General features: G+C 69.2%; 27 protein-coding genes and 2 tRNA genes. 13 read left to right on the forward strand and 16 right to left on the reverse strand.

What is annotated here, in order from left to right; translation table 11 throughout:
* The first annotated feature begins 12 nt into the window (after positions 1-12).
* From ABD296_RS01675 to ABD296_RS01695, 5 genes are read left to right on the forward strand one after another with little or no spacing between them, the layout of a single operon-like run.
* Positions 13-732, forward strand: a complete 720-nt coding sequence (locus ABD296_RS01675) for an ABC transporter ATP-binding protein (protein ID WP_344260563.1) — start codon at positions 13-15, stop codon at positions 730-732.
* Positions 729-1,448: a hypothetical protein gene (locus ABD296_RS01680; protein ID WP_344260565.1), complete on the forward strand. Its 720-nt coding sequence runs from the start codon at positions 729-731 to the stop codon at positions 1,446-1,448. Before ABD296_RS01675 ends, ABD296_RS01680 begins: the two co-directional genes overlap by 4 nt.
* A complete protein-coding gene (locus ABD296_RS01685; RefSeq protein ID WP_344260567.1) occupies positions 1,445-2,566 on the forward strand; it encodes a sensor histidine kinase in 1,122 nt (373 codons plus the stop codon). The genes ABD296_RS01680 and ABD296_RS01685 overlap by 4 nt, the downstream gene beginning before the upstream one ends.
* Entirely contained in the window at positions 2,563-3,240 is a 678-nt protein-coding gene (locus ABD296_RS01690) for a response regulator transcription factor (protein WP_344260569.1), read from the forward strand. The genes ABD296_RS01685 and ABD296_RS01690 overlap by 4 nt, the downstream gene beginning before the upstream one ends.
* 56 nt (positions 3,241-3,296) lie before the next feature.
* Positions 3,297-3,962 (forward strand): winged helix-turn-helix transcriptional regulator, encoded by a 666-nt coding sequence (locus ABD296_RS01695; protein ID WP_344260571.1) that lies wholly within the window; start codon positions 3,297-3,299, stop codon positions 3,960-3,962.
* Positions 3,963-4,062: 100 nt separating this feature from the next.
* Here the strand turns inward: ABD296_RS01695 and ABD296_RS01700 are convergent, their stop codons facing one another.
* From ABD296_RS01700 to ABD296_RS01715, 4 genes are all read right to left on the reverse strand, one after another.
* A complete protein-coding gene (locus ABD296_RS01700) occupies positions 4,063-5,274 on the reverse strand; it encodes an MFS transporter (RefSeq protein WP_344260573.1) in 1,212 nt (403 codons plus the stop codon).
* Positions 5,275-5,342: 68 nt separating this feature from the next.
* The gene (locus ABD296_RS01705) at positions 5,343-6,041 is read right to left on the reverse strand and encodes an SDR family oxidoreductase (RefSeq protein WP_344260575.1); all 699 of its coding nucleotides are present in this window, start codon (positions 6,039-6,041) and stop codon (positions 5,343-5,345) included.
* Positions 6,038-6,493, reverse strand: a complete 456-nt coding sequence (locus tag ABD296_RS01710; protein ID WP_344260577.1) for an alpha/beta fold hydrolase — start codon at positions 6,491-6,493, stop codon at positions 6,038-6,040. Before ABD296_RS01710 ends, ABD296_RS01705 begins: the two co-directional genes overlap by 4 nt.
* On the reverse strand, positions 6,490-7,407 hold the full coding sequence (locus tag ABD296_RS01715; protein WP_344260579.1) for an SDR family oxidoreductase: 918 nt from the start codon (positions 7,405-7,407) through the stop codon (positions 6,490-6,492). Before ABD296_RS01715 ends, ABD296_RS01710 begins: the two co-directional genes overlap by 4 nt.
* Before the next feature lie 363 nt (positions 7,408-7,770).
* Here ABD296_RS01715 and ABD296_RS01720 point away from each other — a divergent pair, with 363 nt between their 5' ends.
* Both ABD296_RS01720 and ABD296_RS01725 read left to right on the forward strand, forming a co-directional pair.
* The gene (locus ABD296_RS01720; protein ID WP_344260581.1) at positions 7,771-8,322 is read left to right on the forward strand and encodes a tetratricopeptide repeat protein; all 552 of its coding nucleotides are present in this window, start codon (positions 7,771-7,773) and stop codon (positions 8,320-8,322) included.
* A 392-nt stretch (positions 8,323-8,714) separates the two neighbouring features.
* Entirely contained in the window at positions 8,715-9,632 is a 918-nt protein-coding gene (locus ABD296_RS01725; protein WP_344260584.1) for an NADP-dependent oxidoreductase, read from the forward strand.
* A gap of 291 nt (positions 9,633-9,923) precedes the next feature.
* Here the strand turns inward: ABD296_RS01725 and ABD296_RS01730 are convergent, their stop codons facing one another.
* Positions 9,924-10,877 (reverse strand): alpha/beta hydrolase, encoded by a 954-nt coding sequence (locus ABD296_RS01730; RefSeq protein ID WP_344260586.1) that lies wholly within the window; start codon positions 10,875-10,877, stop codon positions 9,924-9,926.
* Positions 10,878-10,950: 73 nt separating this feature from the next.
* On the opposite strand from ABD296_RS01730, the gene ABD296_RS01735 reads away from it, so the two are divergent.
* The 3 genes from ABD296_RS01735 (at position 10,951) to ABD296_RS01740 (ending at position 13,539) form a co-directional block, all read left to right on the forward strand.
* Positions 10,951-11,886 carry an AraC family transcriptional regulator gene (locus tag ABD296_RS01735; protein WP_344260588.1) on the forward strand — a complete coding sequence of 312 codons (936 nt, stop codon included), beginning with the start codon at positions 10,951-10,953 and terminating at the stop codon, positions 11,884-11,886.
* A gap of 583 nt (positions 11,887-12,469) precedes the next feature.
* Positions 12,470-12,652, forward strand: a complete 183-nt coding sequence (locus ABD296_RS50465; protein ID WP_407061434.1) for a DUF397 domain-containing protein — start codon at positions 12,470-12,472, stop codon at positions 12,650-12,652.
* Between the two features lie 365 nt (positions 12,653-13,017).
* Positions 13,018-13,539, forward strand: coding sequence for a site-specific integrase (locus ABD296_RS01740; protein ID WP_344260590.1), 522 nt, complete (start codon positions 13,018-13,020; stop codon positions 13,537-13,539).
* Between the two features lie 159 nt (positions 13,540-13,698).
* On the opposite strand, the gene ABD296_RS01745 is transcribed toward ABD296_RS01740, so the two are convergent.
* Both ABD296_RS01745 and ABD296_RS01750 read right to left on the reverse strand, forming a co-directional pair.
* A tRNA-Ser gene (locus ABD296_RS01745) sits at positions 13,699-13,791 on the reverse strand.
* A gap of 153 nt (positions 13,792-13,944) precedes the next feature.
* The gene (locus tag ABD296_RS01750) at positions 13,945-14,376 is read right to left on the reverse strand and encodes a hypothetical protein (RefSeq protein WP_344260592.1); all 432 of its coding nucleotides are present in this window, start codon (positions 14,374-14,376) and stop codon (positions 13,945-13,947) included.
* A gap of 192 nt (positions 14,377-14,568) precedes the next feature.
* Here ABD296_RS01750 and ABD296_RS01755 point away from each other — a divergent pair.
* Positions 14,569-14,641 (forward strand) — tRNA-Arg (locus ABD296_RS01755).
* An 82-nt stretch (positions 14,642-14,723) separates the two neighbouring features.
* Here the strand turns inward: ABD296_RS01755 and ABD296_RS01760 are convergent.
* The 9 genes from ABD296_RS01760 to ABD296_RS01800 all read right to left on the reverse strand — a co-directional run bounded on the left by ABD296_RS01760 (position 14,724) and on the right by ABD296_RS01800 (position 21,989).
* A complete protein-coding gene (locus ABD296_RS01760; protein ID WP_344260594.1) occupies positions 14,724-15,884 on the reverse strand; it encodes a site-specific integrase in 1,161 nt (386 codons plus the stop codon).
* Positions 15,881-16,090 carry a helix-turn-helix domain-containing protein gene (locus ABD296_RS01765; protein WP_344260597.1) on the reverse strand — a complete coding sequence of 70 codons (210 nt, stop codon included), beginning with the start codon at positions 16,088-16,090 and terminating at the stop codon, positions 15,881-15,883. The genes ABD296_RS01760 and ABD296_RS01765 overlap by 4 nt, the downstream gene beginning before the upstream one ends.
* Positions 16,087-17,778, reverse strand: a complete 1,692-nt coding sequence (locus tag ABD296_RS01770; protein ID WP_344260599.1) for a replication initiator — start codon at positions 17,776-17,778, stop codon at positions 16,087-16,089. The genes ABD296_RS01765 and ABD296_RS01770 overlap by 4 nt, the downstream gene beginning before the upstream one ends.
* On the reverse strand, positions 17,775-19,241 hold the full coding sequence (locus ABD296_RS01775) for an FtsK/SpoIIIE domain-containing protein (RefSeq protein ID WP_344260601.1): 1,467 nt from the start codon (positions 19,239-19,241) through the stop codon (positions 17,775-17,777). Before ABD296_RS01775 ends, ABD296_RS01770 begins: the two co-directional genes overlap by 4 nt.
* Before the next feature lie 92 nt (positions 19,242-19,333).
* Positions 19,334-19,759: a plasmid replication, integration and excision activator gene (locus ABD296_RS01780; RefSeq protein ID WP_344260603.1), complete on the reverse strand. Its 426-nt coding sequence runs from the start codon at positions 19,757-19,759 to the stop codon at positions 19,334-19,336.
* Positions 19,760-19,862: 103 nt separating this feature from the next.
* A complete protein-coding gene (locus ABD296_RS01785) occupies positions 19,863-20,336 on the reverse strand; it encodes an NUDIX hydrolase (protein WP_344260605.1) in 474 nt (157 codons plus the stop codon).
* Positions 20,337-20,438: 102 nt separating this feature from the next.
* Positions 20,439-21,227 carry a GntR family transcriptional regulator gene (locus tag ABD296_RS01790; protein ID WP_344260607.1) on the reverse strand — a complete coding sequence of 263 codons (789 nt, stop codon included), beginning with the start codon at positions 21,225-21,227 and terminating at the stop codon, positions 20,439-20,441.
* A 157-nt stretch (positions 21,228-21,384) separates the two neighbouring features.
* Positions 21,385-21,612 (reverse strand): hypothetical protein, encoded by a 228-nt coding sequence (locus ABD296_RS01795; protein ID WP_344260609.1) that lies wholly within the window; start codon positions 21,610-21,612, stop codon positions 21,385-21,387.
* Positions 21,609-21,989 carry a hypothetical protein gene (locus ABD296_RS01800; protein WP_344260611.1) on the reverse strand — a complete coding sequence of 127 codons (381 nt, stop codon included), beginning with the start codon at positions 21,987-21,989 and terminating at the stop codon, positions 21,609-21,611. Before ABD296_RS01800 ends, ABD296_RS01795 begins: the two co-directional genes overlap by 4 nt.
* A 477-nt stretch (positions 21,990-22,466) precedes the next feature.
* Between ABD296_RS01800 and ABD296_RS01805 the strand changes: the two genes are divergently transcribed.
* Both ABD296_RS01805 and ABD296_RS01810 read left to right on the forward strand, forming a co-directional pair.
* Complete coding sequence (locus tag ABD296_RS01805; RefSeq protein ID WP_344260613.1) at positions 22,467-23,888, forward strand: helix-turn-helix domain-containing protein; 1,422 nt, start codon at positions 22,467-22,469, stop codon at positions 23,886-23,888.
* The gene (locus tag ABD296_RS01810) at positions 23,885-24,451 is read left to right on the forward strand and encodes a flavoprotein (RefSeq protein WP_344260616.1); all 567 of its coding nucleotides are present in this window, start codon (positions 23,885-23,887) and stop codon (positions 24,449-24,451) included. Before ABD296_RS01805 ends, ABD296_RS01810 begins: the two co-directional genes overlap by 4 nt.
* The last annotated feature ends 4 nt before the right edge of the window (positions 24,452-24,455 follow it).

A 24,455-nucleotide genomic window follows, 5' to 3' on the forward strand; every position in this document is an offset into this window, starting at 1 on the left:
AGGCTGGGCGCCATGACATCACAGACGGAGGCCGCCCCGGCGATCAGGGTCGAGGGGCTGACGAAACGGTACGGCCGTCGCACGGTGGTCGACGATCTGACGTTCACGGTCAGGCCGGGCGCGGTGACGGGCTTCTTCGGCCCGAACGGCGCGGGCAAGACCACCGCGCTGAAGGCGGTCGTGGGACTGGCGCGGCCGACGAAGGGCGCGGTGTCGGTGCTGGGAGCGCCGTTGGCGGCTCTGGTGCCGGACGCGCGCCGCATCGGCGTCCACATCGAACCGTGCGGCGCGCATCCCGCCCGGTCGGCCCGCGCGCATCTGCGGGCGCTGGCGCTGTCGGCCGGGCTGCCGCGCCGGCGCGTCGAGGAGGTTCTGGAGGTCGCCGAGCTGACGTCGGCGGCGGGCCGCCGGGTCGGCGCGTTCTCGCTGGGGATGCGGCAGCGGCTCGGGCTCGCCGCCGCGCTGCTGGGCGACCCGGAGATCCTGGTGCTGGACGAGCCGGCCAACGGGCTGGATCCGCAGGGGATCCGCTGGCTCCGGACGATGCTGCGCGACCGGGCGGCGAAGGGCGGCACCGTGCTGCTGTCCAGCCACCTGCTCGCGGAGGCCGCGCAGACCGTCGACGACGTGGTCGTCATCGACCGTGGCAGGCTGGTGCACGAAGGACCGATCAGTGAGGTGGAGTCGCTGGAGGACGTGTTCCTCGAGCTCACCGGAGGGTTGGAGCGATGATCGGCCTGCTTCGCGGAGAGCTGCTCAAGTCGGTGACGACCCGTGCCGTGTGGGGGTTCGCGGCCGGCGGAATGGCCTTCGCCGCCCTGAACGCGGTCCTCATCGCCGTGGCGTCGGGAACGCTCGACGAGATACCCGAGAAGAAGGAGGCGCTGTCGGGGCTTCCGGTCCTGCTGCTGCTGTGGGGACTGGTCGGCGCGGCGGGCGAGTACCGCCACCGGACCGCCGCGCCCACGGCGCTGGTGGCCCGGCGCGACCGCGGAACCGTCCTGGCGGTGCGGATCGCGGCGTACGCGCTGACCGGTCTCGGGCTGGCGCTGCTGATCAACGCGGTCGCGGTCGGCGTGGGGCTGCCGCTGCTGGCGCACCAGCCCGGCCCGGACCTGACGTCCGGCCAGGTGGCGGAGGTCGTCGCGAGCAACGTCCTGGCGCTGGTGCTGGCGACGGCGATGGGCGCGGCGCTCGGTGCGCTGATCCGCGGCCCGGTCGTCGGCGCGGTGGTCCTGCTGATCGTGGACCTGGTGGTGCTGCCCCTGGTGAGCGGGGCGTGGGAGCGGGAGGCGAACCTCACGCCGTTCGGCGCGGCGGGCGTCATGACGGGCGGGACCCACGACACGACGCTCACGGTCCCGCAGGCCGGCGCGGTGTTCGCGGTCTGGACGGTGCTCGTGGTGCTGGTCGCGGTCGGGTGCGAACGACGGCGTGACCTGGCGTGAACGTCGCGGAGAGGATCCGGGCGGTGCGGGGCCTGCGGGCCGCGCACCGTCCGGTGCTGTTCGACATCGTGCTCGCCGTGGCGGCGACGATCGTGGAGGTGGGGCTGCTGTTCAACGACGGCACCGAGGCCGCGCCCCTGCCGATCGCGGTGACCGTCCTCACCGGCGCGGCGCTCTTGGCACGCCGCCGGTTCGGTGTGGCGGTGACCGCGGTGACGGTCGCGTCGGCGGCCGTGGTGACCGCGGCCGGGTACTCGCCCGGAGGCGCGACGGCCGTCGTCGCGCTGTGGTCGCTCGCCGAAACGCGGGACCGGCGCGTCTCGCTCGCGGTGCTGGCACCGGTGGCGGTCTTCCTGGAAGCCGACAACGTCTGCAGCCCGCCTGTGTCGATCGGGGCGTGGATGCTGGGCGCCTATATGCAGACGCGCCGCCGCTACGTCCAGGCGGTGGAGGAACGGGCCGCCACCCTCGAACACGAACGGGAACAGCTCGACCTGATCGCGGCGCAGCGCGAACGCGAGTCCATCGCCCGCGAACTGCACGACATCGTCGCCCACTCGGTGACGGTGATGCTGATCGGGGTCCGCGGGGCCCGCGACGTCCTGGAGACCGAACCGCGGGTGGCCGCGCGGACGCTGGAGCAGGTGGAGACCAGCGCCGAGCAGAGCCTGGCCGAGCTGCGCCGCATCCTCGTGCTGCTGCGCGGGCGGCATGCGGCGGAGACGCGGCCGCAGCCGTCACTGGCGGATCTGGACGAACTGGTCGCCGGGTACCGCGCGGCGGGACTGCCGGTCCGGCTGGAGATCGCCGGGGAACCGCTGGACCTGCCGAGCGGGGTGGAGCTGTCCGCCTATCGGATCATCGAGGAGGCGTTGACCAACGCGCTGAAACACGCCGGAGCGACACTGGTCACGGTGCGGCTGAGCTACGGAGGGGCGGACCTGGAGGTGCGGGTGCACGACGACGGGACGGGAACCGGCGAGCCGGGCCCCGGCGGGCACGGCCTGGTGGGGATGCGGGAGCGGGTCGCGGTGCTCGGCGGTGAACTGGAGATGGGCCCGGCCCCCGGCGGCGGGTTCCGGGTCGCGGCGCGGCTGCCGATCGGGGAGCGGGCGTGACGATCCGGGTGCTGATCGTCGACGACCAGGAGCTGATCCGGATCGGCTTCCGGCTGTTCCTGCAGACCCGGCCCGACCTGGAGGTCGTCGGTGAGGCCGCGGACGGCGCCGAGGCCCTCGTGCGGGCGGCGGAACTGCGGCCCGACGTCGTCCTGATGGACGTCCGGATGCCGCGGATGGACGGCGTCGAGGCCACCGCCCGCCTCACCGGCACGGACCGTCCGCCCCGCGTGCTGATCCTCACCACCTACGACCTCGACGAATACGTGTTCGGCGCGCTGCGCGCGGGGGCGTCGGGATTCCTGCTGAAGGACGCGCCCCGCGAGCGGCTCCTGGAGGCGATCCACGTCGTCCACCAGGGCGAGGCACTGCTGTCCCCGTCGATCACCCGCCGCCTGATCGAGGACTACGCCGACCGCACCGACCCGGTCCAGCCGCCATCGGACCTGCTGACCGCGCTGACCCCGCGCGAACGCGAGATGCTCCTGCTCGTGGCCCAGGGCCTGTCGAACCAGGAGATCGCGGCGCGGCTCGTCGTCACCGAGGCCACCGTCAAGAGCCACGTCGGCAGCGTGTTCGCCAAACTCCACCTCCGCGACCGCGTCCAGGCCGTCGTGCTGGCCTACGAGCACGGCATCGTCGTCCCGGGCCGCCGTCCCGAGCCCGAGCGTTAGTACGGTAAGGGAACCAACTAGATTCGTGGTGGAACCTCACCGGTTAAAATCGGAGCGTGGAGAGCACCCGTACCTACGGCGAGGCCTGCGCGACGGCGCACGCGCTGGACCTCATCGGTGAGCGCTGGGCCCTGCTGGTCGTCCGCGAACTGCTGTTCGGTCCCAAGCGGTTCACCGACCTGCGGGCCGGGCTGCCCAACGCGGGGCCCAACCGGCTGTCCCGCCGCCTTCGCGAACTCGAAGGGCTCGGGCTCGTCCGCCGCCGCAAGCTCGCTCCCCCGAGCGCGTCGTGGGTGTACGAGCTGACGGACTGGGGCCGCGAGCTCGAACCGATCCTGGTCGAGCTCGGCCGCTGGGGCCGCCGCTCACCGTTCCGCGACCTGGACGCCCACGTCAGCAGCGACGCGATCATGCTGGCCCTGCGCAACGACTTCTCCCCCGCGGCCGGCGACCGCCTCGACGTCACCTACGCGATCCGCTTCGGCGAGGACCATTACGTCGCCCGCGCCGCCGACGGACGCCTCGGCATCGAACGCGGCGACGCGGACAGCCCCGACACCTCGATCGACACCGACACCACGACGCTCAAGTCCCTCATGATCGGAAGCCTGGACCTGGAGGAGGCCCTGCATTCGGGCCGGGTCACCCTGAGCGGCGACCGGAAGGCCTTCGAACGCCTCCTCGCCGCGTTCTCACGGCCCGAGATCGCCCCCACTCCGTAAGCGAACGCGGCTCCCGGTGGAACGAGGTGGCGAGGCGAACCCCGCCACCTCCTCCAGCCGGTGACCCCGCCGGGATCACCCGGCCCGGCGCCTGCGTCAGCTAGGCATCCAGTTGCGCGATGCGTTCCGCATGTGGACTCACCTCCTTCCGCCCGGTCTTCCGAACCGCGTTCAGCACGCCGAGCAGGCTCAACGTGCCGATGACTCCGGATCCGCAGATGACCGCATACGGAGGAAAAGCGCCGGCGAGCGCCCCGCCGGTGGCCATTCCGAGCCCCTGGAGGGTCATCAGTCCGGCGCCCAGTAGGGACATGGCCCGGCCGCGCATCTCCTCTGGCACCGCGTCCACGAACCACCGGTCCATGCCGAGCGTGTAGGCGGCGCACAGTCCGGTGAGTAGGAGGAGCGCGGTCGCGAGCGGCAGGGACGGACGCAGCACGAAGGCGGCCATCGGCAGCAGTGACAGCGCCGCGAGCGGGAGCGCGATGCGGCCGCGTGCGGCGGCCCCGAGCAGCGTGCCGGCGAGCAGTTCGCTCACCATGGTGCCCGCGGGCATCGCGGCGAGGAACACGCCGAACCCGGCCGCGCCCGCCCCCGCCGCGTCCGCGAAGGGCGCCGCGACGCCTTCGGCGACGACGAAGAACATCGGCGGGATCCACCACATCAGCAGGAGCGCCCGGATGCGGGGCTCCCCCAGCAGGCGCGCGGCCGAGGCCACCGACCGGCGCATGACCGCGCCGCCGCCCGGCATCCGGGCAGCCCGCTCGCGAGTGCCGAGACGCAGCAGAAGCGCGGAACCGAGAAAGGCGGTGGCGGCCGTGCCCAGCGCGACCCGAGGCGGCAGCCACACGAGCAGCAGGCCCCCGAGCCCGTAGCCGACGATCTGAGAGACCTGCGAGACCATCCGCACCAGCGAACGCCCCAGGACGTACAGCTCGCCGGGCAAGACGTCCGCCAGGCTCGCCGCCCGGGTGCCGGTGAAGAGCGGCGAGATCATCGAAACAGCGCATCGCAGGACGAAGAGCGCGAACAGCGGCGTCGCCGGTGCGGCCATCAACGCCATGCAGGCCGCCACCAGCAGATCGCAGACGACCAGGAGACGGCGCGGGCGGCAGCGGTCGGCGAGGCCGGAGAGCAGCACCCCGCTCAGCGCGTAGGGCAGGAACCCGAGAGCGAAGATCAGGGCCGTCAGCAACGCGGAACCGGTCTGGCGGAAGACGAGCACGGCCAGCGACACCTCGGCGAAGACGCCGCCCATGACGGAGAGGACGTGCGCGGCGAAGACGGCCCGGAACTCCTGGACCGCGAACACGGCGCGGTAACCCGTGCCGTACGACGTCCGACCAGGGGCCGCGCCTTCATCGCGCCCTGGCGCCATGGTCAGGCGATGGCCGGGAACAGCTTCGCGACTCCGCCCGCGAGGTCGGCCTGGGTCCGCTGCGCATCCTGGTCGGCGAGGATCTCCACCGCCCCCTGTTCGAGGGCGTCGAGCGCCAGCGCGGCGATCACCGCCGGGTCGCTCTTGGGGGCTTCGACGGACGCGACCATGTCGGTGTCCAGATAGCCGACGTGCAACCCGGTGACCTGCGTGCCCTGCGCCGCGAGCTCGAGCCGCAGGGCATTGGTCAGCGACCACTGCGCCGCCTTCGCCGCCGCGTAGCCGCTGTAGCCGGGGAAGGTCAGCCACGACAGCACCGACAGCACGTTGAGGATCGCACCGCCGCCGGCGGCGGCCAGCTGCGGGGCGAACGCCCGAGTCACCGCCAGCGTGCCGAAGTAGTGGGTCTCCATCTCCAGGCGGACGTCCTCCAGCGACCCGTCGGACACCGACGCCCCGGTGTAGGAGCCCGCGTTGTTGATCAGCAGCGACACGTCCGGCACGGCCTCCGCCGCCGCGGCCACCGACGCCGGGTCCGTGACGTCGATCCGCACCGGGATCACGCCCGGCACGTCGAGCGACGCCACGTTGCGGACGCCGCCGTAGACGGTGGCGCCCCGGGCCACGAGCTGCTCGGCGAAACGCCGTCCCAGCCCGCGGTTGGCTCCCGTCACGAATGCCGTACTGCCCTCTATCTTCATGACTTCTCCTTGATGGCCTCGCGACGACCAGCCGCCCCATCCAGGTGCAGGCCGAGCGTCAGCAGGATTTGGGCCAGTCGTCCCGGCCGGGAGGCGAAGGGCGAGTGGCCGGTGGGCAGTTCTCGTACGTCGGTGGGGTTGTTCGGGGTGTGCCTGTCGGCTTCGCCGATGAAGCGCCTCTGCGCCGCGGGCGGGACGGCCTGGTCGTCGGTGCAGCTGATGTAGGTCCGCGGAATCCGGCCCCACCGGTCCGGCGTGATGGCCACCCGTTCGGCGAGCGGGCCGACGGGAGTGTCCGGCGTCAGGAGGTGGGTGACGGCGTCCCAGTCGTGGTCGTCCACGTCGGCGCCGAAGGCCGCCTTGACGCGCGCGCGGTACTCCGGGTCGCAGGACCGGAAGTCCATCCGCAGCGCCCCGACGACAGCCGGATCGGCGAGAAGCTCTGCGATCACCGGGGACTCCCGTCCACGACCAGGCCGGGGGTGACGGTGTAGTCGGCGTCGCCGCGGAAGACGTCGGCGTAGCGGCGGGCGAACTGGGCGAACGTGGTCGGCTCGACACCGAAGAGCTCGTGAGTGCTGAGGTCGACCGATGAGCGGCCGAGCCTGCGGCGCTCCTGGAAGAGCTGCACGAACGCGGCCGCGCGCGGCGGCGGATACCCCGCGGCCAACCAGGCCCGCTCCTTGTCCTCGAACGACACGTCCACATAGCGGACCGGCCTGCCGATCGCGTCGGCGATGTGCCGGGCGGCATCGGCCATGGTCAGGGCCTCCGGGCCGGTCATGGGGTAGATCCGGCCTTCGTGCCTAGGCGTGGTGAGCACCTTGTAGGCCACCTTGGCGATGTCGTCGATGTCGACCGGGGCGAGCGTGGTGTCGCCGAGCGGGAGACGCAATTCGCCCTTGACGACGTCGGGCACCTCGTCGAAGTACACGTGCATGAACTGGCTCGGCTGGAGCACCGCCCACGGCGTACCGGAGGCGAACAGGTACCGCTGGATCTGCTCGTGGCTCCGGCTGGACCGGAACTGCTCGTTGTCGAACCCGTCGATGGAGTCCCTGCCGGAGAACTTCACGATGTGCCCGACACCCGCCCTGACGGCGGCGTCGATGAACGTGCACTGGGTCTCCAGCATCGGCGGACCGGCACTGGAGACCATCAGCACCCGGTCCACCCCGGCCAGCGCGTCCTGGAGCGTCTCCGGCCGGAGCATGTCGCCGTGGACGATCTCGACGCCCGGCAGGCCCCGCAGCCCCTCGGCCTTCGCCGGCTCCCGCACGAGCGCCCGGACCGGCCGCCCGTTCCGCGCGAACTCGCGCACGACCGCCGACCCGGGCCGCCCGTTCGCTCCTGTGATGAGGATCAACGTTCCCTCTCTCCGCTTGAGGACGCGCCCCAGATTACATATCGATACCTCTTAGTACAACTTCCGTACCAACTTGTCCTGGATGGCCTCAGCCCCGCGGCAGGCCTGGGATTTTCGGAACACCCGGAACGTGTCGCACGAAACCCGCGTCTCCTAGTGGACGGCAGGAAGATCTCCTCGTGCGTGGCCTCAGTCGGCACCAGGATGAGGCGGCGATGAAAGGGCAGGCTGTGGGCGCTTCTCAGGAACAGGCGGGGGACGTGAAGGCCATGAACGATCTCGGCCTTCGCCTCGTACCGCCACGACAAGGACGGGGCCGAACGGTGGTGGCTCAAGGCGGCCGAGGCCGGGTTCCCGCCGGCCATGCGCAACCTCGGCTACCTGGCCGACGAACGCGGCAGGCCTGAGGAGTGCGAGAAGTGGTGGCGGGCCGGGACGGAGGCCGGGGACGCCACGTCCGCGTACAACCTCGGCTACATGCTGGCCCAGCAGCGCAGGATGGAGGAGGCGGCGCAGTTCTACGAAATCGCGTCCGAGGCGGGGGACGTCGAGGCGATGGTCAACCTCAGCAACGTCCTGGACCACCTCGGCCGGGAGGACGACGCCGAGCAATGGCTGCACAGGGCCGCGGAGCAAGGCGACGGCGGCGCCATGAACAACCTCGGCAGCAGGTACTTCAAAGCCCGCCGCACCGACGAGGCGGAGGAGTGGTGGCGCAAGGGTGCGGAAGCCGGCGAACGCGAGGCCATGTACAACCTCGCCGTGGTTCTTGACGCCCGGAATGATGTCGAGGAGGCCAAGAGATTCCTCAAGGCAGCCGCACAGCGCGGGCACGGACGGGCCCGGCGGCTACAGGAGGAGATGGAAGCGGAGCAGGGACCAGGCGGAAGGCCCCACATCCAGGGCATCTTCTGACAGGTCAGCGTCCACATGATGCACGCGCGTCCACCATGATCCACCACAGGCCTTGCCGCGCGAGGTGGTGCCCGCTCTCCAGGCATCGGTGAGGCGGCGGACGTCGACCTCGAAGGGGAGTTTGTCGCGGTCCAGGTGCAGGGCGCGCAGGAGCAACCTTCACTAGCGGGCAAGCTCGTCGAACGCCCCGACGACCGACCAGAAGCCGCCTGAGGCCCTGATCCATGACGTCCTGCCCATTGCTCCCGTCGCCTGCCCCTTTTTCGTGATCAGTCGATCCGTCACCACGGACGAACGGACCACTGAAACGCGTCGAGTTCCACCGGAGTGGGGAACACACAGTCACAGACCTGCGCATAGAGCCAGCGAGCACGAGGTATACGGAGGCAGAAATGAAGGCGATCGTCGCGACCGATCCGGCTGCGGAAGCGGCCGGGATCAAGCTGGCGGAGCGGCCTGAGCCGACGCCGGCGATCAACGACGTCGTCGTTGAAGTCCATGCGTCGGGCTTCGTCCCGGCAGAGTGGGAGTGGCCCTCGACGTGGGTCGACCGCTCCGGTCACGACCGAGCCCCGGCGATCATCGGCCACGAGTTCGCCGGAGTGGTCACCTCCCTCGGCTACGGCACGACGGGACTCTCGCCGGGCCAGCGGGTGTTCGGGATCACGGACTGGCACCGCGATGGAACCCTGGCCGAGTACGCGGCCGTGGAGGCGCGCAACCTCGCGCCGCTGCCCGGGGCCGTCGACTTCACGGTGGGTGCGAGCCTGCCGATCTCCGGCCTGACCGCATGGCAAGGCCTGTTCCAGCACGGTCGTCTTCAGGCGGGGCAAAGCGTCCTGGCACACGGCGCCGCCGGCGCGGTCGGATCTGTGGTGACGCAGCTCGCCCGGGAGTTCGGCGCTTACGTCATCGGTACCGGGCGGGCGGCGGACCGCCAGGCGGCGCTCGACTTCGGTGCGAACGAGTTCCTCGCCCTCGACGACGGGGATCTCGAAGACATCGGAGGGGTCGACCTGGTCTTCGATGTCATCGGTGGTGACATCCAGAGGCGCTCGGCGAGCATCGTCCGGCCTGGCGGGACGCTGGTGTCGGTGGTCGGGCCTGCTGAGACCCGCCCTGTCGACGGTCTCGCGGTCGACTTCGTCGTCGAGTCCGTTCCGGGTCAGCTGGTGGAGATCGTCGACCGGGTGCGGGACGGGCGCCTTCGCACGCACATCGGAACCGTCGCGACCCTCGACGACGCCGTCTCCGTACTCAACCCGACCGGGCGGCGCAAGGGCAAGACCGTCATTCGCGTGCGCCCCTGAGCTTCCTGGAACGGACGAATCGGCAGGAGTCGACGAGGGGAAAGTCCAGGCAGGCCGAGGCGTGGCCGCACGTCGGCAAACGAGGCGCTCAAGGCCTACGCCACCGGAATCGTCGCCGCCGTCGCTGTCGCCAACGGGTAACGCAGCCGTGCCGCCGGAAAACCGTCACCGTGACGGCCTTCCGACGATCCTCGACCGTCACCATCAGTCACCACAACTAGGCACAGCTACTTTCACTTGGTCGCACCGACCCGAGCAGAGGGCCCACACGCATGCCGGTCCTCCCCAGGGTCACCGGGCGGCCGGCCCGTGTACGGGACTCTGAACGGCGAGCTTTGTGTCGAAGAACGCGCTGAGCGTTTCGACGGCCAGGTCGACGTACTGCGGTATGTCGTAAAGGTCGTAGTGGCCTGCACCGTCCACCACCCGCAAGCCCTTGTCGGAGGTCGCCCGGCGGAAGAGCTCGTATCCGTCGCGGTAGGACCCGGAGCTGCCGACCCGATTGCCTACGACGACCTGCAAAGGCTGGGTGAGGAGCTCTTCGACGAGGTGGAAGGCGTCGAAGGCGATCACCGATGCGACGCTGACGAACCGCAACTGGTTGGTCGAGTTCGGGTGCCGGCCTCGGGGAGTGCGGTAGTAGTCCACCGCTTCGAGCACGTCCGCATCGGTTATTCCGGCCGCGCGCGCCTCTTCTGGACTGTTGGGAATCCACTGGCGAAGACCCGCCTGTCCGGTACGAGCCTCGATGGTTCGTTGGCAGCCGACCTCCTCCAGCAACCTCACCGCGTTTCCGCGGCGACCATCGCCCTCGCGTCGTGCTCGACCGATGTTGACGGGGGACACGACGCCCACGGCGGAGATCCGGTGTTCCGTCATGGCGGCGTTGACGGCGTAGCCGCCGCCGGCACAGATGCCGAGCACGCCGATGCGTTCCTCGTCGACGAAATCGAGCGTCATGAGGTAGTCGACCGCACATCGAATGTCCTCGACGCGCGATGCCGGCTCCTCCGCATAACGAGGCTCGCCACCGCTCCCGCCCTGGTAGGAGGCGTCGAAGGCAAGGGCCACGTAGCCGCGCTCGGCCATCTTGGCCGCGTACAACCCGGCGGTCTGCTCCTTGACACCGCTTCCGGGGTGAACGCAGATGATCGCGGCGTAGGTCTTGGCCGGGTCGAACCCGGCGGGGAGGTGGAGGTCGCCGGCAACTTCCAGGCTTCGGTTCCCGAATCTGACGGATCGCATGCTTCAAGTCTGGCGGCGGACCGTGAGACTCTGAATGCTTGCGGGTGCCGGTTTCTTGTCCGAGAATCCAGTCATGGTTCGCGACCCCGTTTCCGAAGTGCTTGACGTCGTAGAGGCGCGATGCGTCATCACCGGGGGCCTCCGTGCGGGCGGGGAATGGTCGCTCGGCTCGCGACCTGAGGCGCCGGTCAAGATCGACGCGGTCGTGAGCGGCTCCTGTTGGTTGATAGCGGACGACCAAGCGCCCGTGCGCCTCGGGCCAGGAGATGCCGCAGTGCTCTGCGGGGTCAACGCCACCGTCCTCTGCAGTGACCCGAGTCTTGCCCGCGGTGCGGCCCAGGAGCCGCATCAGAAGCTGGGGCTCTTCTCCCGAGTCGGCGTCAGCGAACCAGACGTAGTCATCATCGGCGGACACGTCGATCTTGATCCCATGTCAGCGGACCTGTTCACAACGGCACTTCCGCCGGTGCTCCATGCTGCCGCCGACGACGCGGAGGCGGGAGAGATGCGACGTCTCCTGGAGCGGATCGTCGAAGAGAGCGAGAGCGACCGTGCTGGAGCGGGCTTCGCCGCCGACCAGTACGCACAGCTACTGCTGTTGGAGGTGCTTCGCGCAGGCATGCGGCATGGAGCGGCGGTGCCCCCCGGTTGGCTGCGCCTCCTGATGGACTCCCGGCTCCGCCCAGCGGTCCGCCTCATGCACGCCGACCCCAGCCGAGGGTGGAGGCTTCCCGAACTGGCCGCCGCGGCGAGCATGTCCCGCAGCCACTTCGCTCGCCAGTTTCAGCAAGTGTCAGGGCAGCCGCCCTTGACCTACCTGGCCCACTGGCGCATCAGACTCGCCCAACGTGCTCTGCGAACGTCCGATACAACGATCGCCGCGCTGGCCGAACGGCTCGGCTATGCGTCCGAGAGCACATTCAGCCACGCCTTCACCCGCATAGCCTGCATACCCCCAGCACGCTACCGACAGAACCATCGCCGGTCAGTCGCCGCACAACCCCGCTAACACCAGAGCTTCCACGTCCGCGCGCCATTGCCCCGCCCCGAACCGCTAGCCCGGCAACGTCGCCCAGCCACACCAGCACGTCAAAGCCACCATGAACATTCCACTCTGGCTGGCGAACCCGCATGCGATCACTGACGATGCCGAAGAATCTGCTATCCCACGAACGACGAGACGGCCAGAATCGTCCGCACCGCCGGAGACGGCCGGAGCCCATTCGGCCGCACCCGACCCGCAGCCGTCACACACGTCCTGCTCGACACCACGCCACGCTGCCAAGGACCCCAAGATCTCTGAGCTGCTCGGTGGCCGCGCCGAACTCGCAGACGGCGACAAATAGCGCTGACACTCCACGGCCATCAAGCACTCAAAGTCACACCCCACGCACACCGACCCGGGCCAGCGTGACAGATAATCGCAATTCTGTGGAACAACTGTAGCGGCGCGGCGCCCGCAGCACGGCTCGGCCCACCGACCGGGGACCAGAGAGCACCTGGCCACCCCCAACCCAGGAGGACCACCAAGCGAACGCACCGACTATTTTCAACGCTGCCCGCGACCAAACCGGGACCATGAAGAGCGCTCTATGACGAAGCAGGCCGGCGAACCGCAGTGGCGAACGTCCAGCTACACCGAACGACAGGACTGCGTCGAACTAGCCGGACTCGACAGCGACTCCATCGGCATCCGAGACAACAAGAACCACCGGGCCGCTCCTGTCCGTGACACAAGCGAACCTGGAGAACCTCATCGACCACATCAAGGCTGACCAACTCAACCGCTGACGACCGCCTGGCCGCCGTGGCCGTCACCGACCCGCCGTTGCCTTCGCCGGCGAGAGCCAACAGCGCTCGTTGGGCAGTCTGGAAGCGATCCAGACTTATCTCTGCACCTTCACCAAGCTGGGTTTACCGACGCTCCCCGACCGCTGGGGATCGACGAACAGGGGCGGGAGGTGCTTTCATTCGTGCCGGGCGATGTGCCACGCGAGCCGCTCCCACCCGACACGACGGCCGAGAACGTTCTCGCCGCCTTGGCTCGTCTGATCCGGCGGCTCCATGACGCCGCGCAAGGCTGCGCCACCAGACGATGCCTCCTGGGCGATGCTGCCGGGAACACAGGACATCCCGCTCGTTGACAGCGACACCGAACTGGTCGGCCACCGCGACTACTGCCCAGGCAACGTGGTCTTCCGCGACGGCCTCTGCGGCGCTCATCGACTTCGACCTCGCCCGACCGACCACCCAGGTCTACAACATCGCCAACGCCCTCTACTGGTGGGCACCCGCTCCTGCACCCCCAGGACCGAACCCCCGTCCTGGCCCAGGCCGACATCCCGAGGCGCTACGGGGCGACCCACTGCCGCGGATCCGCTTCCACGACCTGCGGCACGAGGCGGCCAAGCTGGCGCTGCTTGGCAAGGTCGACATGAAGGTGATCAGCGAGACGCTCGGGCACTCGCGTCATTCGTTCACCGCCGACACCTACACCTCGGTTCTGCCGGAGGTCTCGAGGGCCTCGGCTGAGGCCGTCGCGGCCGCCGTTCCGCGCATATCGACGGACGACGTCACAGCCGAGCCAGCGGCTCCCTATAGCCCGCCTAACGTGGTCTCGCTGGTGGACCGGCGCAGGAGGCGAACCGAACACGCAGGGTAGTCGTTCCGGTGATCCACTTCGAGGCTCTGACCTGGGCTCGGTGACGCCGCCACGACATCCCGTACTCACCACGTGCTATCCAGGCCAACAAAACGGGCATCTGGAACGCGACAGGGACTTCGCCCAAGATCGTAATCTCGGGCGAAGTCCCTGGTCAGGTGGCGGAGGATCGGGGATTTGAACCCCGGATGGGCGGTAAACCCAAACCGCATTAGCAGTGCGGCGCCATAGACCGGACTAGGCGAATCCTCCAAGAGCCATCAGGCTCAGCTCAGAGTACCGGTTCGGCGTACCCACCGGCAAAGTCTGGCCTGTGGCACTGAAGCATAGTCCGAACGCGCCCGTCGGGGCGACGAGGTGGCCGGACGATCCGCTCCCGGGGCCGCGGGAGCGAAACGCCGTCCGTCAGCCGATGTGGAAGCCGGTGTAGCCGCAGGCCTTGCCCAGGTCCTCGCCGTGCTGCTGCATCTGCGAGAAGTTGGGCGTGCCGCCGGACAGGTTGCCGGAGCTGAGCTTGCGGAGCGTCGAGGCGGTCTCGTCGAGGTCGCCGGCGAACGCGGTCGCGGCCGTTTCGACGTCGCCGCCGGCGTTCTGGCCTTCGCTGCGGATCTTGGTGGCCGCGTCGGAGAACGTCTGGGCCGTCGACTCGGCGCCACCGGCACCGCTGACCGACACGCCGCTCGAGGAGACGCTCTTCAGTTCTGTCTCGATGTTCTTGCAGGCGGTGTTCTTCTTGCCGCCGCCGGTGATGGAGTCCACCGGACCGCAGGCCGTGGAGCCGAGAAGCACGCCACCGATGGCCAGGGCGCCGACGAGCTTGGCGGCAGACATGCGCATGAACCTTCTCCTTCAGGGGATTTGGGACTTCGGACGAGGGTAGACCTCACTGGTCACATCCGTCTCGATTACACCTTTGGCGCTGTTTCGCCACAGACGGTTCCGTGACCCGGCTCACACTGCCGATCGCCTTGTCCTTGGCCGCCGATTCGCGGTCCGGCGCCGGGAGCCGGTACAGTTGGCTCCGGACGGGCACCCGTAGCTCAATGGATAGAGCATCTGACTACGGATCAGAAGGTTAGGGGTTCGAATCCCTTCGGGTGCGCCCAGTTCAGAGGCCCCTTCCGATCATGGAAGGGGCCTTCTGCGTTGGCCATGGGAGCCACGTTGGGAGCCACGGGCACCGATCACGCTCCGAAGAGCGCCCCGCTCATCGCCTCGGCCGCCGCCCGCTTGTCGTCCACCAGGAGATGCCCGTAGACGTCCTTCGTGATCGCGATGGACGTGTGCCCGAGGATCTCGGAGACGACATGCAACGGCGTCCCCTGCGCCAGCATCAGCGAGGCGCCCGAGTGCCGTAGCTCGTGCGGATGCCAGTGACCGAGGCCAGCGCGCTTGGCGAGCTTGGAGAAGATGTGCGAGAAGTTGTCCGGGTCCATCGGTGTCCCGATCTCGCTCGCGAAGACCAGCCTGTGATCCTGCCACAGCTCACCGGCCGCGATCTTGGCCTTGGCCTGCCGGGTGTGGAGCGTCCGGAGCTTGGCCACGAGCTGGGGAGTCAGGACGAGCGTCCGGCGTGACTTGGGCGTCTTCAACTCCCCCACCACCAGGCGCGTCTTCCGTCCGCTCGCCTTGTCGCGGTCTTTGATCCGCTTCACGGAGTGCGTCAGCCGAACCGTTCCGGCGTCCCAGTCGACGGCCGCCCAGTGCAGGCCGAGAACCTCGCCACGTCGCAGGCCGTATGCGAGCGCGAGCATGATGGCGACGTCGAAGCGGTGGCCGGCGACCGTGTCGAGGAGCGCTTTGGCCTGGTCGATGGTGAGCGTTCGGCCTTCCTTCGCCACGACGTGAGGAGCTGCCGAAAGAGCAGCGACGTTGCGCGGGAGGATGCCTTCCCGCTCCCCCTGGGTGAGAGCCTTCCGCAGGACCGTCCGCATGATCCGAATGCTGTTGGCGCTGTAGCCCGCATCCCGCTTGGCCTGCCACAGCTTGTCGACGTCCAGGACGGTGAGCTTGGCCAGCTTCTTCCGTCCGAGCGCGGGCACCAGGTGCAACCGCACTGTGTCGTGGTAGTCGTCCTCGGTCGACTCGGCCACCCTGCCGGGAAGGCTGTGGGCCAACCAGCGGTCGAGGAATGCCTTGACCGTGATCTTGTCGTCCGGAACCGTCCCGGCATCCACGAGCTTCCGCAGCTTGCGGAGCTTTTCCGCCACCTCGGCACGCGTCCGGCCGGAGACCTTCTTCCGGACGCGCCGCCCCTTGTCGTCGTAGCCCAGGTGGATCGCGCCGCGCCAGCGCTCCCCATCCTTGTAAATCGAGTCCTCGCCGCTGCCACGTCGCTTGGTCATGCCGCGTCCGTCTCCTCTTCGAGCTGGGCGACGAAGTCGGCCAGCGCCGTTGCCGGAATCCTTCGAGAGCCACCGAGCCGGACCGACCGCAGCGCACCGGTACGCATCAGGTCGTAGACCTTGGTGCGCCCGATGCCGAGCATCACGGCCGCCTGTTCGGGCTTCCACAGGAGCGGTTCGGCCGCCCCGTTCGCCGCAGTGATCACGCTGCCTCCGCAGTTGCCGAAAGTTCGGGAGTTGGGTTGCTGGTCGCCGCGTCGAGCTGGCGGCGCCGTTGGATGCGTTCGTTGATCAGGAGCAAGAGCCGATGCTCGGTCGGCCGAACATCGGGGTCACCGGGTCCGGCGCGTTCCCAGACGTAAGCCGCTTGGGGATCGGCCGGGTTGGACACAGGGACGCCCGCCTCAGCCAGGCGAGCGAGCGCCCAGGCTTTGCGGTCGGCCTTGTGGTCGGCGAGGGTCTTGCCGGACCACTTGCGGGAGACCAGGACGCGGCGGCCGCCGTAGCCGAGGTGTTCGCGGCGGTGTGCCTTGCCCTTGCAGTAGCCGGGCGTCATCCCTTTGCGCGGGTTTTTGGGCTGGACGCCGTAGCGCAGCCAGTTCGCGCACGTGGGCGAGCAGGGTTCGTAGCGGAGTGCTTCGGCCATCCGGTCGACGTGCTCACGCTGCGCGGGAGTCTCCGCTTCGTGGCATTCGGCGACGCCTTTGACCAGGTACTTGGTCAGGTAGCCGATGCACCGCCGCGAGTCCGCCGAGTCGGCCAGGACGCCTTGTGCGTCGATCTGGCGGCCGAACCGCACGACGTGCAGGGGTTCGGCGTCCTCGTCCTGGCCGATGGCGTCCAGTGCCTCATCCCAGGTCGGGAGGATTTCGCCGGTGGTGGGGTCGAGGTAGCCGCCGTTCTCGCCCGCAGCGTCGTCCCAGACGGGGAGCCGGTCGCCGGAGTAGACGACGCGGTCGGTGGAGGGCCACCACACTTGGTGATAGGTCGCGGCGACGACTTGGCGGAGTTCGGTGCGGGAGATGGTTCCGCGGATGGCCATGTGCAGGTGCGGAGCCAGCCGACGCTGTGGCTCGACGGCCGCGAAGTACTGCACGTCGTAGCCGACGAACCGGCGCAGGTTCTGGACGAACCGGTCGACCAGCTTGGAAAAGTGCAGCGCATCCCGAGCCGCCCGCGTGTAGTCGTACGAGTCCGGGTCGACCGGCGTACCGTCCGAGCGGACCCGCCCGTAGGAGTCCAAGGTCAGGGTCAGGAACAGCGACGGCCGGAACGTCTTGCCGTCGTTGCCCCGGAAGACCTTGCCGACGGTGCGGGAGTCGACCGGACGCCGAGGCAGATCCGGCGCGTCCTGCCGCCGCCGGGTTGAACGGGTCCGCCGGCCCCTGGCTTCATCGCCCGTCTTAAGCGACCCCCGCACCCCGGAGCGCTCGATCTCGATATCCAGGTCACGCACCACGGCATCCCAGAACTCCGGACCTTCCCCGTCCGTTGTCCCGTCGTCGGCGGCGCGGTCACGGGCCGCCTGTGCCTGCGACCGCAGTTCCATCCACGCCCGCTGTTCCTCATCGGGGTCCGCGCGGGTGATGACGGGTTCCTCGGCAAGGTGCCAGCCCTGCCGGCACTGCACCGCCCTCAGCTTCCGCTTGCGCTCCGCACACGAGGGACACACGCTGGCCAGGGTGTGGCCGCAGGGGACGTACACCATCTCGGCCGCGCCCGTGTTCAGGTCGACCCGTCGCATCGGGACGGGCCGGACACAGACCCCGTGTTCGACCGCGACGGCTTCCAGCACGCCCCGCGCCAGCGGGGCGAGGGTCTTGACCACCGGTTCCGATGTCGACTCAGGCGGAGCTGGAGCGGACGGGGAGTCATCCAGGGAGAGCTGTGTCATGCGGCGGCCCCGGTGCCCAGTTCAGGGAGGCCGCGATACACCATGTCGCGGATGTCGTCGTCGCAGACGTAAGCCGCTCGGACCCGGACGGGATCGGGGACGGTTTCCAGCCGGACGAACCCCACGCCCGCGCCGATCTCGGGAACCGATGAGATCTGGTCGGCTAGGGCGCCGCGGTCACGGGCACCGTCCCCGAGCACCATGTCGACCTGTTCGTCTTCGTCCAGCCGGAGCGCGATGCGGTCGGGGAACAGGTTGCGCAGGTTGTTGACCTCTTTGCGGGCGTCTTGCTGCGCACCGATCACGCAATACCCCACCGACCGGCCCTGCGAGGTGAGCACGGCCAAGGCCGACTCGGCCCGCTTGCGTAGATCCCGTTCGGGGCAGTAGGCGGTCAGGAACGCCAGCTCGTCCACGATCACGACCCGGAACGGGTGCTCATGCGTCGGTGTGAACGAGCGCGTCACGCCCGCGAACTGCTCAGCCCGCGCGTTCATGTCCTCGGCCGCGGCCTCCAGCAGCTCGACCATGCCGCCCTTGGGGTCGTCGCTGTAGCGGCCGTAGCGCTCGAAGAGGGGACGGCCGAAGGACAGTTCCATGCGCTTGGGGTCGACCGCCCAGACCTCGACCAGTCCGGCGAGCATCAGCGGCAGCAGCGCCCGGACCGTCGACCAGATCACCGACCCCTTGCCGGCCCCCGTCGCCCCCGCGATCAGCACATGCGTTCCGAGCAGCCGCAGCCGCCACGGTGACCCGTCCTCGGCCCGTCCGATCTCCAGCGCCCGCAAGTCGACGTCCGCCGCGTCCGGGACGGGCAGGGCAGGGATCGGGACGGCGAGGGCATCGCGGCGGACGAACTCCAGCCAGATCCGTCCCGGACGGTCTCCCTCCCGGACGCGGACGAGGGTGGCGCCGAAGCCGTGCGCGAGGTTGACCGCGACCCGTTCCCACGCGGTCGGCGCCTGCCCTTTGAGCATCTTCACCAAGACGCGATCCGACGTCGGACCGCAGCGGACCCGCACCAACGAGGGCAGGTACTCCCGGCCCTTGTGTGTCTTGGTGAGTCCGGCGGTGACCAGGACGGGTTGCCAGTCGCGGCGGTAGACCATGACCAGCCGCCACCGGGCACGGGCCGGGCGAGCCAGGTGGCGGACGAAGGACGGACGGTCCGCAACCGCCCAGACGATCAGGCTGACCGCGACGAGGGCCAGGACCACGAGCGGGACGGTCCAGCCGAAGCGGATGCCGAGCCAGCCGAGTCCGGCCGCGATGGAGACGGGGACGATGTTGCGGACCAGGAACACGACCGTCCGCACCGCCGTGCGGACGAGGTTGACGAGCAGGACCAGGCCTTCTGGCATGTGCCAGACCGGAGGCGCCCACTTGGGCGCCGCGAACGGGTCACGCTGCGCTTCAACGGCGACGTTCTCACCGGGACCGAGCTTGCGGAACTCCCAGGACATAGCCTGGACACCTCTTCTCTTTGAGCCTTTGAGGGGGAGAGAAGCGGGGCGGCCGGAGGTACCAGCTCCAGCCGCCCCACCCATTTGCGGGATCAGGCCGCGTCCTTCGCCGCCGTGTCCTTGCTCGACGTCCGGCCCGCGCCACCCTTGAAGCCCGCCGGACGCATCCCCGCCGCCTTGAGCGAGTAGGCGAGCCGGTTGTTCTGGCTGTTGACGTACGGCGTCACCGTCAGCCCGTCGAACTCCACCGGCACGAACGGGAACCCCGCCGGAGCCTCCGGAAGCACCGGCTGAACCGGCGCCATCAGCTTGACCTTGAACGTGCCCTTCGAGGCCGGGTCGGCATCCAGGACCTCGACCGACCAGACCAGTTCGCCGGTGTCCTTGTCGCGGCCCTGCACGAAGTTCTCCCGGCTCGATCGGTCGAAGTCCCGGACCGGCTCCACGCCGCCCTTCACGAACGCGCCGTAAGGGAACACGTCGCCGAACGCGACCTTGAACGGACCCTGCACCGCCATGGCGGATACCTCCAGATGTTCACCCGACCGCTTGTTCGGTCAAGTGGATGTGAACCGAATGTACCTCGCCACTCGTCCGAACAAGCTTCCCTGTGGGAGTGGTCTACATCACATTTGGTTCGGGCTCGCAGAGGAACGCCGCAGACCCGCCCCCGCGCGCCTCGTGCAGAGCCGCGACACGCGCGAACAGGCGCGGGCTCATCATCGTCTTCCAGGCGCCGAGGGGTTGCACGAGCCAATCAGTGTGCTCGGAGGGGTCCAAGACGATCTGATCGAGTTCGGAGGCGGTGAGCACCCCACCGTCGAAGACGAACCCGATTTTCGCGCAGGGCCAGCCCCGGTGCGGCGGGATGAAGTGCGTCAGCAGCAGGGCCGGCGGCCCGTCGAACTCGATGCCGGTTTCCTCCCGGCACTCACGCACGGCCGCAGCGAACGGGGTCGCGTCGCCGTGCTCGACGTTGCCGCCCGGAAACTGCCAGGTCTCCACACCATGCGCCGAGCGCAGAGCGAGCGGGTTTCCCTCGGCATCGGTGAAGTACAGCGCCGCATACATCGTGGCGTTGGGCAGAGTCCGCACGTACTCCTCAGGGGGCAACCAGCTCACAAGCACTCCCACTCTGCTCGACAAGGCAGCCGAGACCGCCGCGACCCCAGCGGTATCGAGTCTGCCCCGCTGCCATCAGTCCGGGACGCTGTAGACGTCCTCCAGCTCATGCAGCGACCCCGGCAACAGCACCTCGGCCACAAAGCACGCCACGTCGGAGGCGTCATGCATGCTCGCCAGCACCGTCAACACCGGCTCACTCTTCTTGAGCTGCAACGCCTCCGCCTCCTCCTTAGACGGCAGCCGAGCCGAGAGGCGTTCGGCGATGTGGTCGACGCGCAGGTCCTTCACAATCCGCAGGTGATCCCGAAGACCGACCGGCAACACCGTGTCCTTGTCCAGGTCGGTCCCGTACGCCAGCTCTTGCGGGAACCAGCACGTCACCAATTCCGAGACGATGCCCTCTCGGACGCTCGCCCACCGACGCACCAGCACCCGCGCTCCACCATCGAGGCCGAGTAGGCCGGCGACCGGGGCAGGAGCCGGAACCGCGCCGACCTCCAAGAGGCTCACGCCCGGCGAGGTCTCCGGCTGGTCCAGTACCGCCAGGCCCGGACGCGAGGCCCGCGCCGCAGGACCAGGACGCCCCTTCACAAACGAGCCGCGCCCATGCTCACGAGTGATCCACCCGTCCTGCTGCAACATCTGCAAAGCACGGACGACGGTCGTGCGGCCGACCGCGAACTCTCGCACGAGCTGCGACTCAGACGGCAGCATCACCCCGGGCGGGTAGTCCCCGTTCTCGATCCGGCGCCGCAACTCCAACACCACCCGCGCATACTTCGGGGGCTCGAACTCCAAGCTCGACATCTCGACCACCTGACGACTCTCACGCTTGACCGCATAAGCGAACCTCTCCGGCACTGTAGCGTCCCTCCGTTCCTACGTCACGCCCACGACCAGCACCGTCGCGCCAGCCACAACGAGCAAGGCCCCCGAGCCCGGCCCGCCGAAACCATCCAGCGGACAGGCCCAAGGGCCACACCCCGACTCACCGTCCACCCCGGCGGCGAGCCTCACATCACCGGGGCCAGGGCCAGCCCCGCGCGTGCACGATCGCGTCCCGCAACTCGCGCGGGTCGAGCGCCTCCACCAGCCGAGCGGCATCGCCGAGCCGGACCATCGCCCACCATGAACCGGTGGCCTCCCCGTACCAGGCCCACACCCCGGAGAACTCCCGTTCGATCTGCGCAGCGACCGGCCGCCCGCTCACCCCGCCCGGCAACGCCACCCGAACCGCGCCCATCATGATCCACCGCCGTCCGGCGAACCGATAAACGGCACCGCCAGCACCCGCGCGATCCGGTCCGCCGCCTTCTCGGTCTCCAGCAGCGGACACAACGGCTCCAAGTCCGACGGAGACTTGCGGGTCGGCCCCGGCCACACCCACAACCACCACAAGTCGCCTTGATGGCGGCGGCACAGCACCTCTTGCCGCATCCCCGGATGCATCAACGCCCCACGCGGATCGTCGGGGTCGGGTTCACCGGCTGGGTTGCTCACCCGCACCGCACCATGCCCCCACACCACCGCCTCCAGACCGCGCCGCTTCAACGCCTCCACCAGCGCCAAAGCCGCCGGACGCCACGCCGTGTCCTTGAGAGGCTGCCTGCCCACCACGTCCATGACCCAACTCCCGGAGATCCAAGCGGGACCGGCGAACGAGCGGACGACATGGGTCCCCACCCGCTCGGCACGGCCACCACGGGGGCGAAGCGACCGCGCTTCCAGTCGCCCACCACGCCCGCCGGTCCCGCGGCTCAACTACGCCGCATGCGTCTTGCGCACCGGCGCGCACCAGCGGCACGGCGTCCGCCGCACCTGCGGACCGGAGTCACCCGGCGTCCCTACGAACACCACACGGAGAGGAGAGACGAACTTCCAGCCACGGCCACCACACGAGCGGCACCCCGGCTTGCCGGTTCCCTGCTGCTGCGTCATGCCGACCAAGATCCGCCAAATCCCGGACGGCACCCATTCCCAGGCGATATCCCGCGACGGGATATACGCTCAGCGAAGACCGGTTACACGGAGGGAGACCCGATGTCGGGACGGGCATCAGACCCGATCGTCATCCCGGACTCACTGTGGCAGCGCCCGCAAATGATCGAGGCCCTGACCGCCCGCGACATCCGAACCGTCTTCCACCTGCTGCGCCAGTACGCAGGCGCCAGCCAAACCCAGATCGCGATCGCCTGCGGCATGTCGCAGGGCAAGGTCAGCGAGACCATGAAGAAGGGCGGCCGCCAGGTCACCACCCTGGAGGTCTTCGAGCGCATCGCCGACGGACTCCAGATGCCCGACCCCGCCCGCATGACCCTGGGCCTGGCCCCGCGCACCCTCCCCGCGTTCACGTCACCGACCACCACGAACGCGACGGTCATCACACCACGGGATGCCCCCGCGGACTTGGTTCCGCCCACATTCCTGGGTTCCCTGGACGTAGATCCCAACGTCGAGGAAGGGGACCCCGTGCACCGCAGAACCTTCGGCAAGCTCGCCGGAGCCAGCGTGTTCAGCGCCATCCTCGCCGACCTACCGTCCGACGGCGCACCCCTGCAAGGCGTCGAGGCATTCGCCGCCGCACTGGCCGGATACCCCGCCATCAACGACGACCCGTCCCCGGCCGCCCTCAGCATCGCCCGCCTGGACGCCGCCGTAGCCGCAGCCAAACGCAACTACCAAGACTGCAAGTACTCCACCGTCATCAACTCCCTGCCCGCCCTGCTGGCAGACCTGCGCAACGCCTGCGCCACCTACGACGGAGACGCCCGCCTCCAGGCCGAAGCGCTCTCGGCCGAGGCACACCACGTCGCCGCGAGCATCCTGCTCAAACTCGACCACGAGGGACTTGCCTGGCTCGCAGCCGACCGCAGCATGCAGGCAGCCCGCCGCAGCCAGGACCTCACGATCATCGGATCAAGCGCCCGCATCATCACCCACGCCCTGATGAACGACGGCCACCACGGCGCCGCCACCAAGACCGCCAGCACCTACGCCGAACGCATCGATCACGACATCGACCAGCGCACCCCCGACTTCGTGTCTGTCTACGGCGCGCTCCTGCTGCGCGGCGCGGTCGCCGCCGGCCAACGCTCCGACCGCCACACCGCCGCCTCACTCCTGGACGAGGCCGAAGACGCGGGCCGCGAACTCGGCGGCGACTTCAACCACCGCTGGACCGCGTTCGGCCCCACCAACGTCCAACTCCACCGCGTGAACATCGCCCTCCAGCTCGGCGACGCCGGAGCCGCGATCCAGCACGCCCGCTCCGTCGACCTGAGCCGCATCCCCCTCACCGAGCGCAAGGCAACACTTCTCATCGACACCTCACGTGCGCTCACCCAGTGGGGCAAGCACGACAAGGCATACGACGTCTTGCGCTTCGCTCACCAGCTCGCGCCCGAGGAGATCTCCGCGCGCCCCGCCGTCCACCGCATGCTCGGCGACCTCATGGCCACGGCCCCGCCTAGCATCAAGCGGCAGCTCAAGGAGTTCACGACAGAAATCGGGGTGCGCCTGTGACCGACGCCGGAGCCGACGACGAGGGCCGCCGCGTCCTCTACGTCATCGTCTGCGCAGCAGGCCCCGCCGGCGATGTCGGAAAGCTGGTCACCCTCGCCCACCAACGAGGCTGGGACGTCCAGATCATCGCCACACCCTCAGCCCTGGACTTCATCGACGCCGAGGCCCTCGAAAAGCAAACCGGCCGCCCCGTCCGCAGCCACTACCGCAAGCCAGGCGAACCCCGCTCCCCCAAAGCAGACGCCATCATCGTCGCCCCCGCCACCTACAACACCATCAACAAATGGGCCGCAGGCATCAGCGACACCTACGCCCTAGGCATCCTCGCCGAAGCCCCCACCCTAGGCATCCCCGTGACTGTTCTCCCATTCGTGAACACGGCACTAGCCGCACGCCGCCCATTCCAGCAGAGCGTCAAAGACCTAAGGAACGAAGGCGCGAGGGTCCTACTCGGCTCCGGAGGGTTCGAGCCCCATGCTCCCGGAACAGGCGGCGGCCAAATCGAAACCTACCCATGGCAGACAGCCCTAGACGAGGCCGAGCACGCACTTCCTCCTCACTAGGAGA

This window comes from Actinomadura napierensis (assembly GCF_039529375.1).
In the GTDB taxonomy this organism is placed as follows: Bacteria; Actinomycetota; Actinomycetes; order Streptosporangiales; family Streptosporangiaceae; genus Spirillospora; species Spirillospora napierensis.

Bases quoted from the DNA above. Each gene is read 5' to 3' on its own strand.
- ABD296_RS01750 (WP_344260592.1), bottom strand. From the start codon at position 14,376: ATGCGCATGTCTGCCGCCAAGCTCGTCGGCGCCCTGGCCATCGGTGGC.
- ABD296_RS01770 (WP_344260599.1), bottom strand. From the start codon at position 17,778: ATGACACAGCTCTCCCTGGATGACTCCCCGTCCGCTCCAGCTCCGCCT.
- ABD296_RS01800 (WP_344260611.1), bottom strand. From the start codon at position 21,989: ATGGACGTGGTGGGCAGGCAGCCTCTCAAGGACACGGCGTGGCGTCCG.
- ABD296_RS01720 (WP_344260581.1), top strand. From the start codon at position 7,771: ATGCGCAACCTCGGCTACCTGGCCGACGAACGCGGCAGGCCTGAGGAG.
- ABD296_RS01775 (WP_344260601.1), bottom strand. From the start codon at position 19,241: ATGTCCTGGGAGTTCCGCAAGCTCGGTCCCGGTGAGAACGTCGCCGTT.
- ABD296_RS01705 (WP_344260575.1), bottom strand. From the start codon at position 6,041: ATGAAGATAGAGGGCAGTACGGCATTCGTGACGGGAGCCAACCGCGGG.
- ABD296_RS01680 (WP_344260565.1), top strand. From the start codon at position 729: ATGATCGGCCTGCTTCGCGGAGAGCTGCTCAAGTCGGTGACGACCCGT.
- ABD296_RS01725 (WP_344260584.1), top strand. From the start codon at position 8,715: ATGAAGGCGATCGTCGCGACCGATCCGGCTGCGGAAGCGGCCGGGATC.
- ABD296_RS01760 (WP_344260594.1), bottom strand. From the start codon at position 15,884: ATGACCAAGCGACGTGGCAGCGGCGAGGACTCGATTTACAAGGATGGG.
- ABD296_RS01675 (WP_344260563.1), top strand. From the start codon at position 13: ATGACATCACAGACGGAGGCCGCCCCGGCGATCAGGGTCGAGGGGCTG.
- ABD296_RS01780 (WP_344260603.1), bottom strand. From the start codon at position 19,759: ATGGCGGTGCAGGGTCCGTTCAAGGTCGCGTTCGGCGACGTGTTCCCT.
- ABD296_RS01735 (WP_344260588.1), top strand. From the start codon at position 10,951: ATGGTTCGCGACCCCGTTTCCGAAGTGCTTGACGTCGTAGAGGCGCGA.
- ABD296_RS01795 (WP_344260609.1), bottom strand. From the start codon at position 21,612: ATGATGGGCGCGGTTCGGGTGGCGTTGCCGGGCGGGGTGAGCGGGCGG.
- ABD296_RS50465 (WP_407061434.1), top strand. From the start codon at position 12,470: ATGACGAAGCAGGCCGGCGAACCGCAGTGGCGAACGTCCAGCTACACC.
- ABD296_RS01730 (WP_344260586.1), bottom strand. From the start codon at position 10,877: ATGCGATCCGTCAGATTCGGGAACCGAAGCCTGGAAGTTGCCGGCGAC.
- ABD296_RS01805 (WP_344260613.1), top strand. From the start codon at position 22,467: ATGATCGAGGCCCTGACCGCCCGCGACATCCGAACCGTCTTCCACCTG.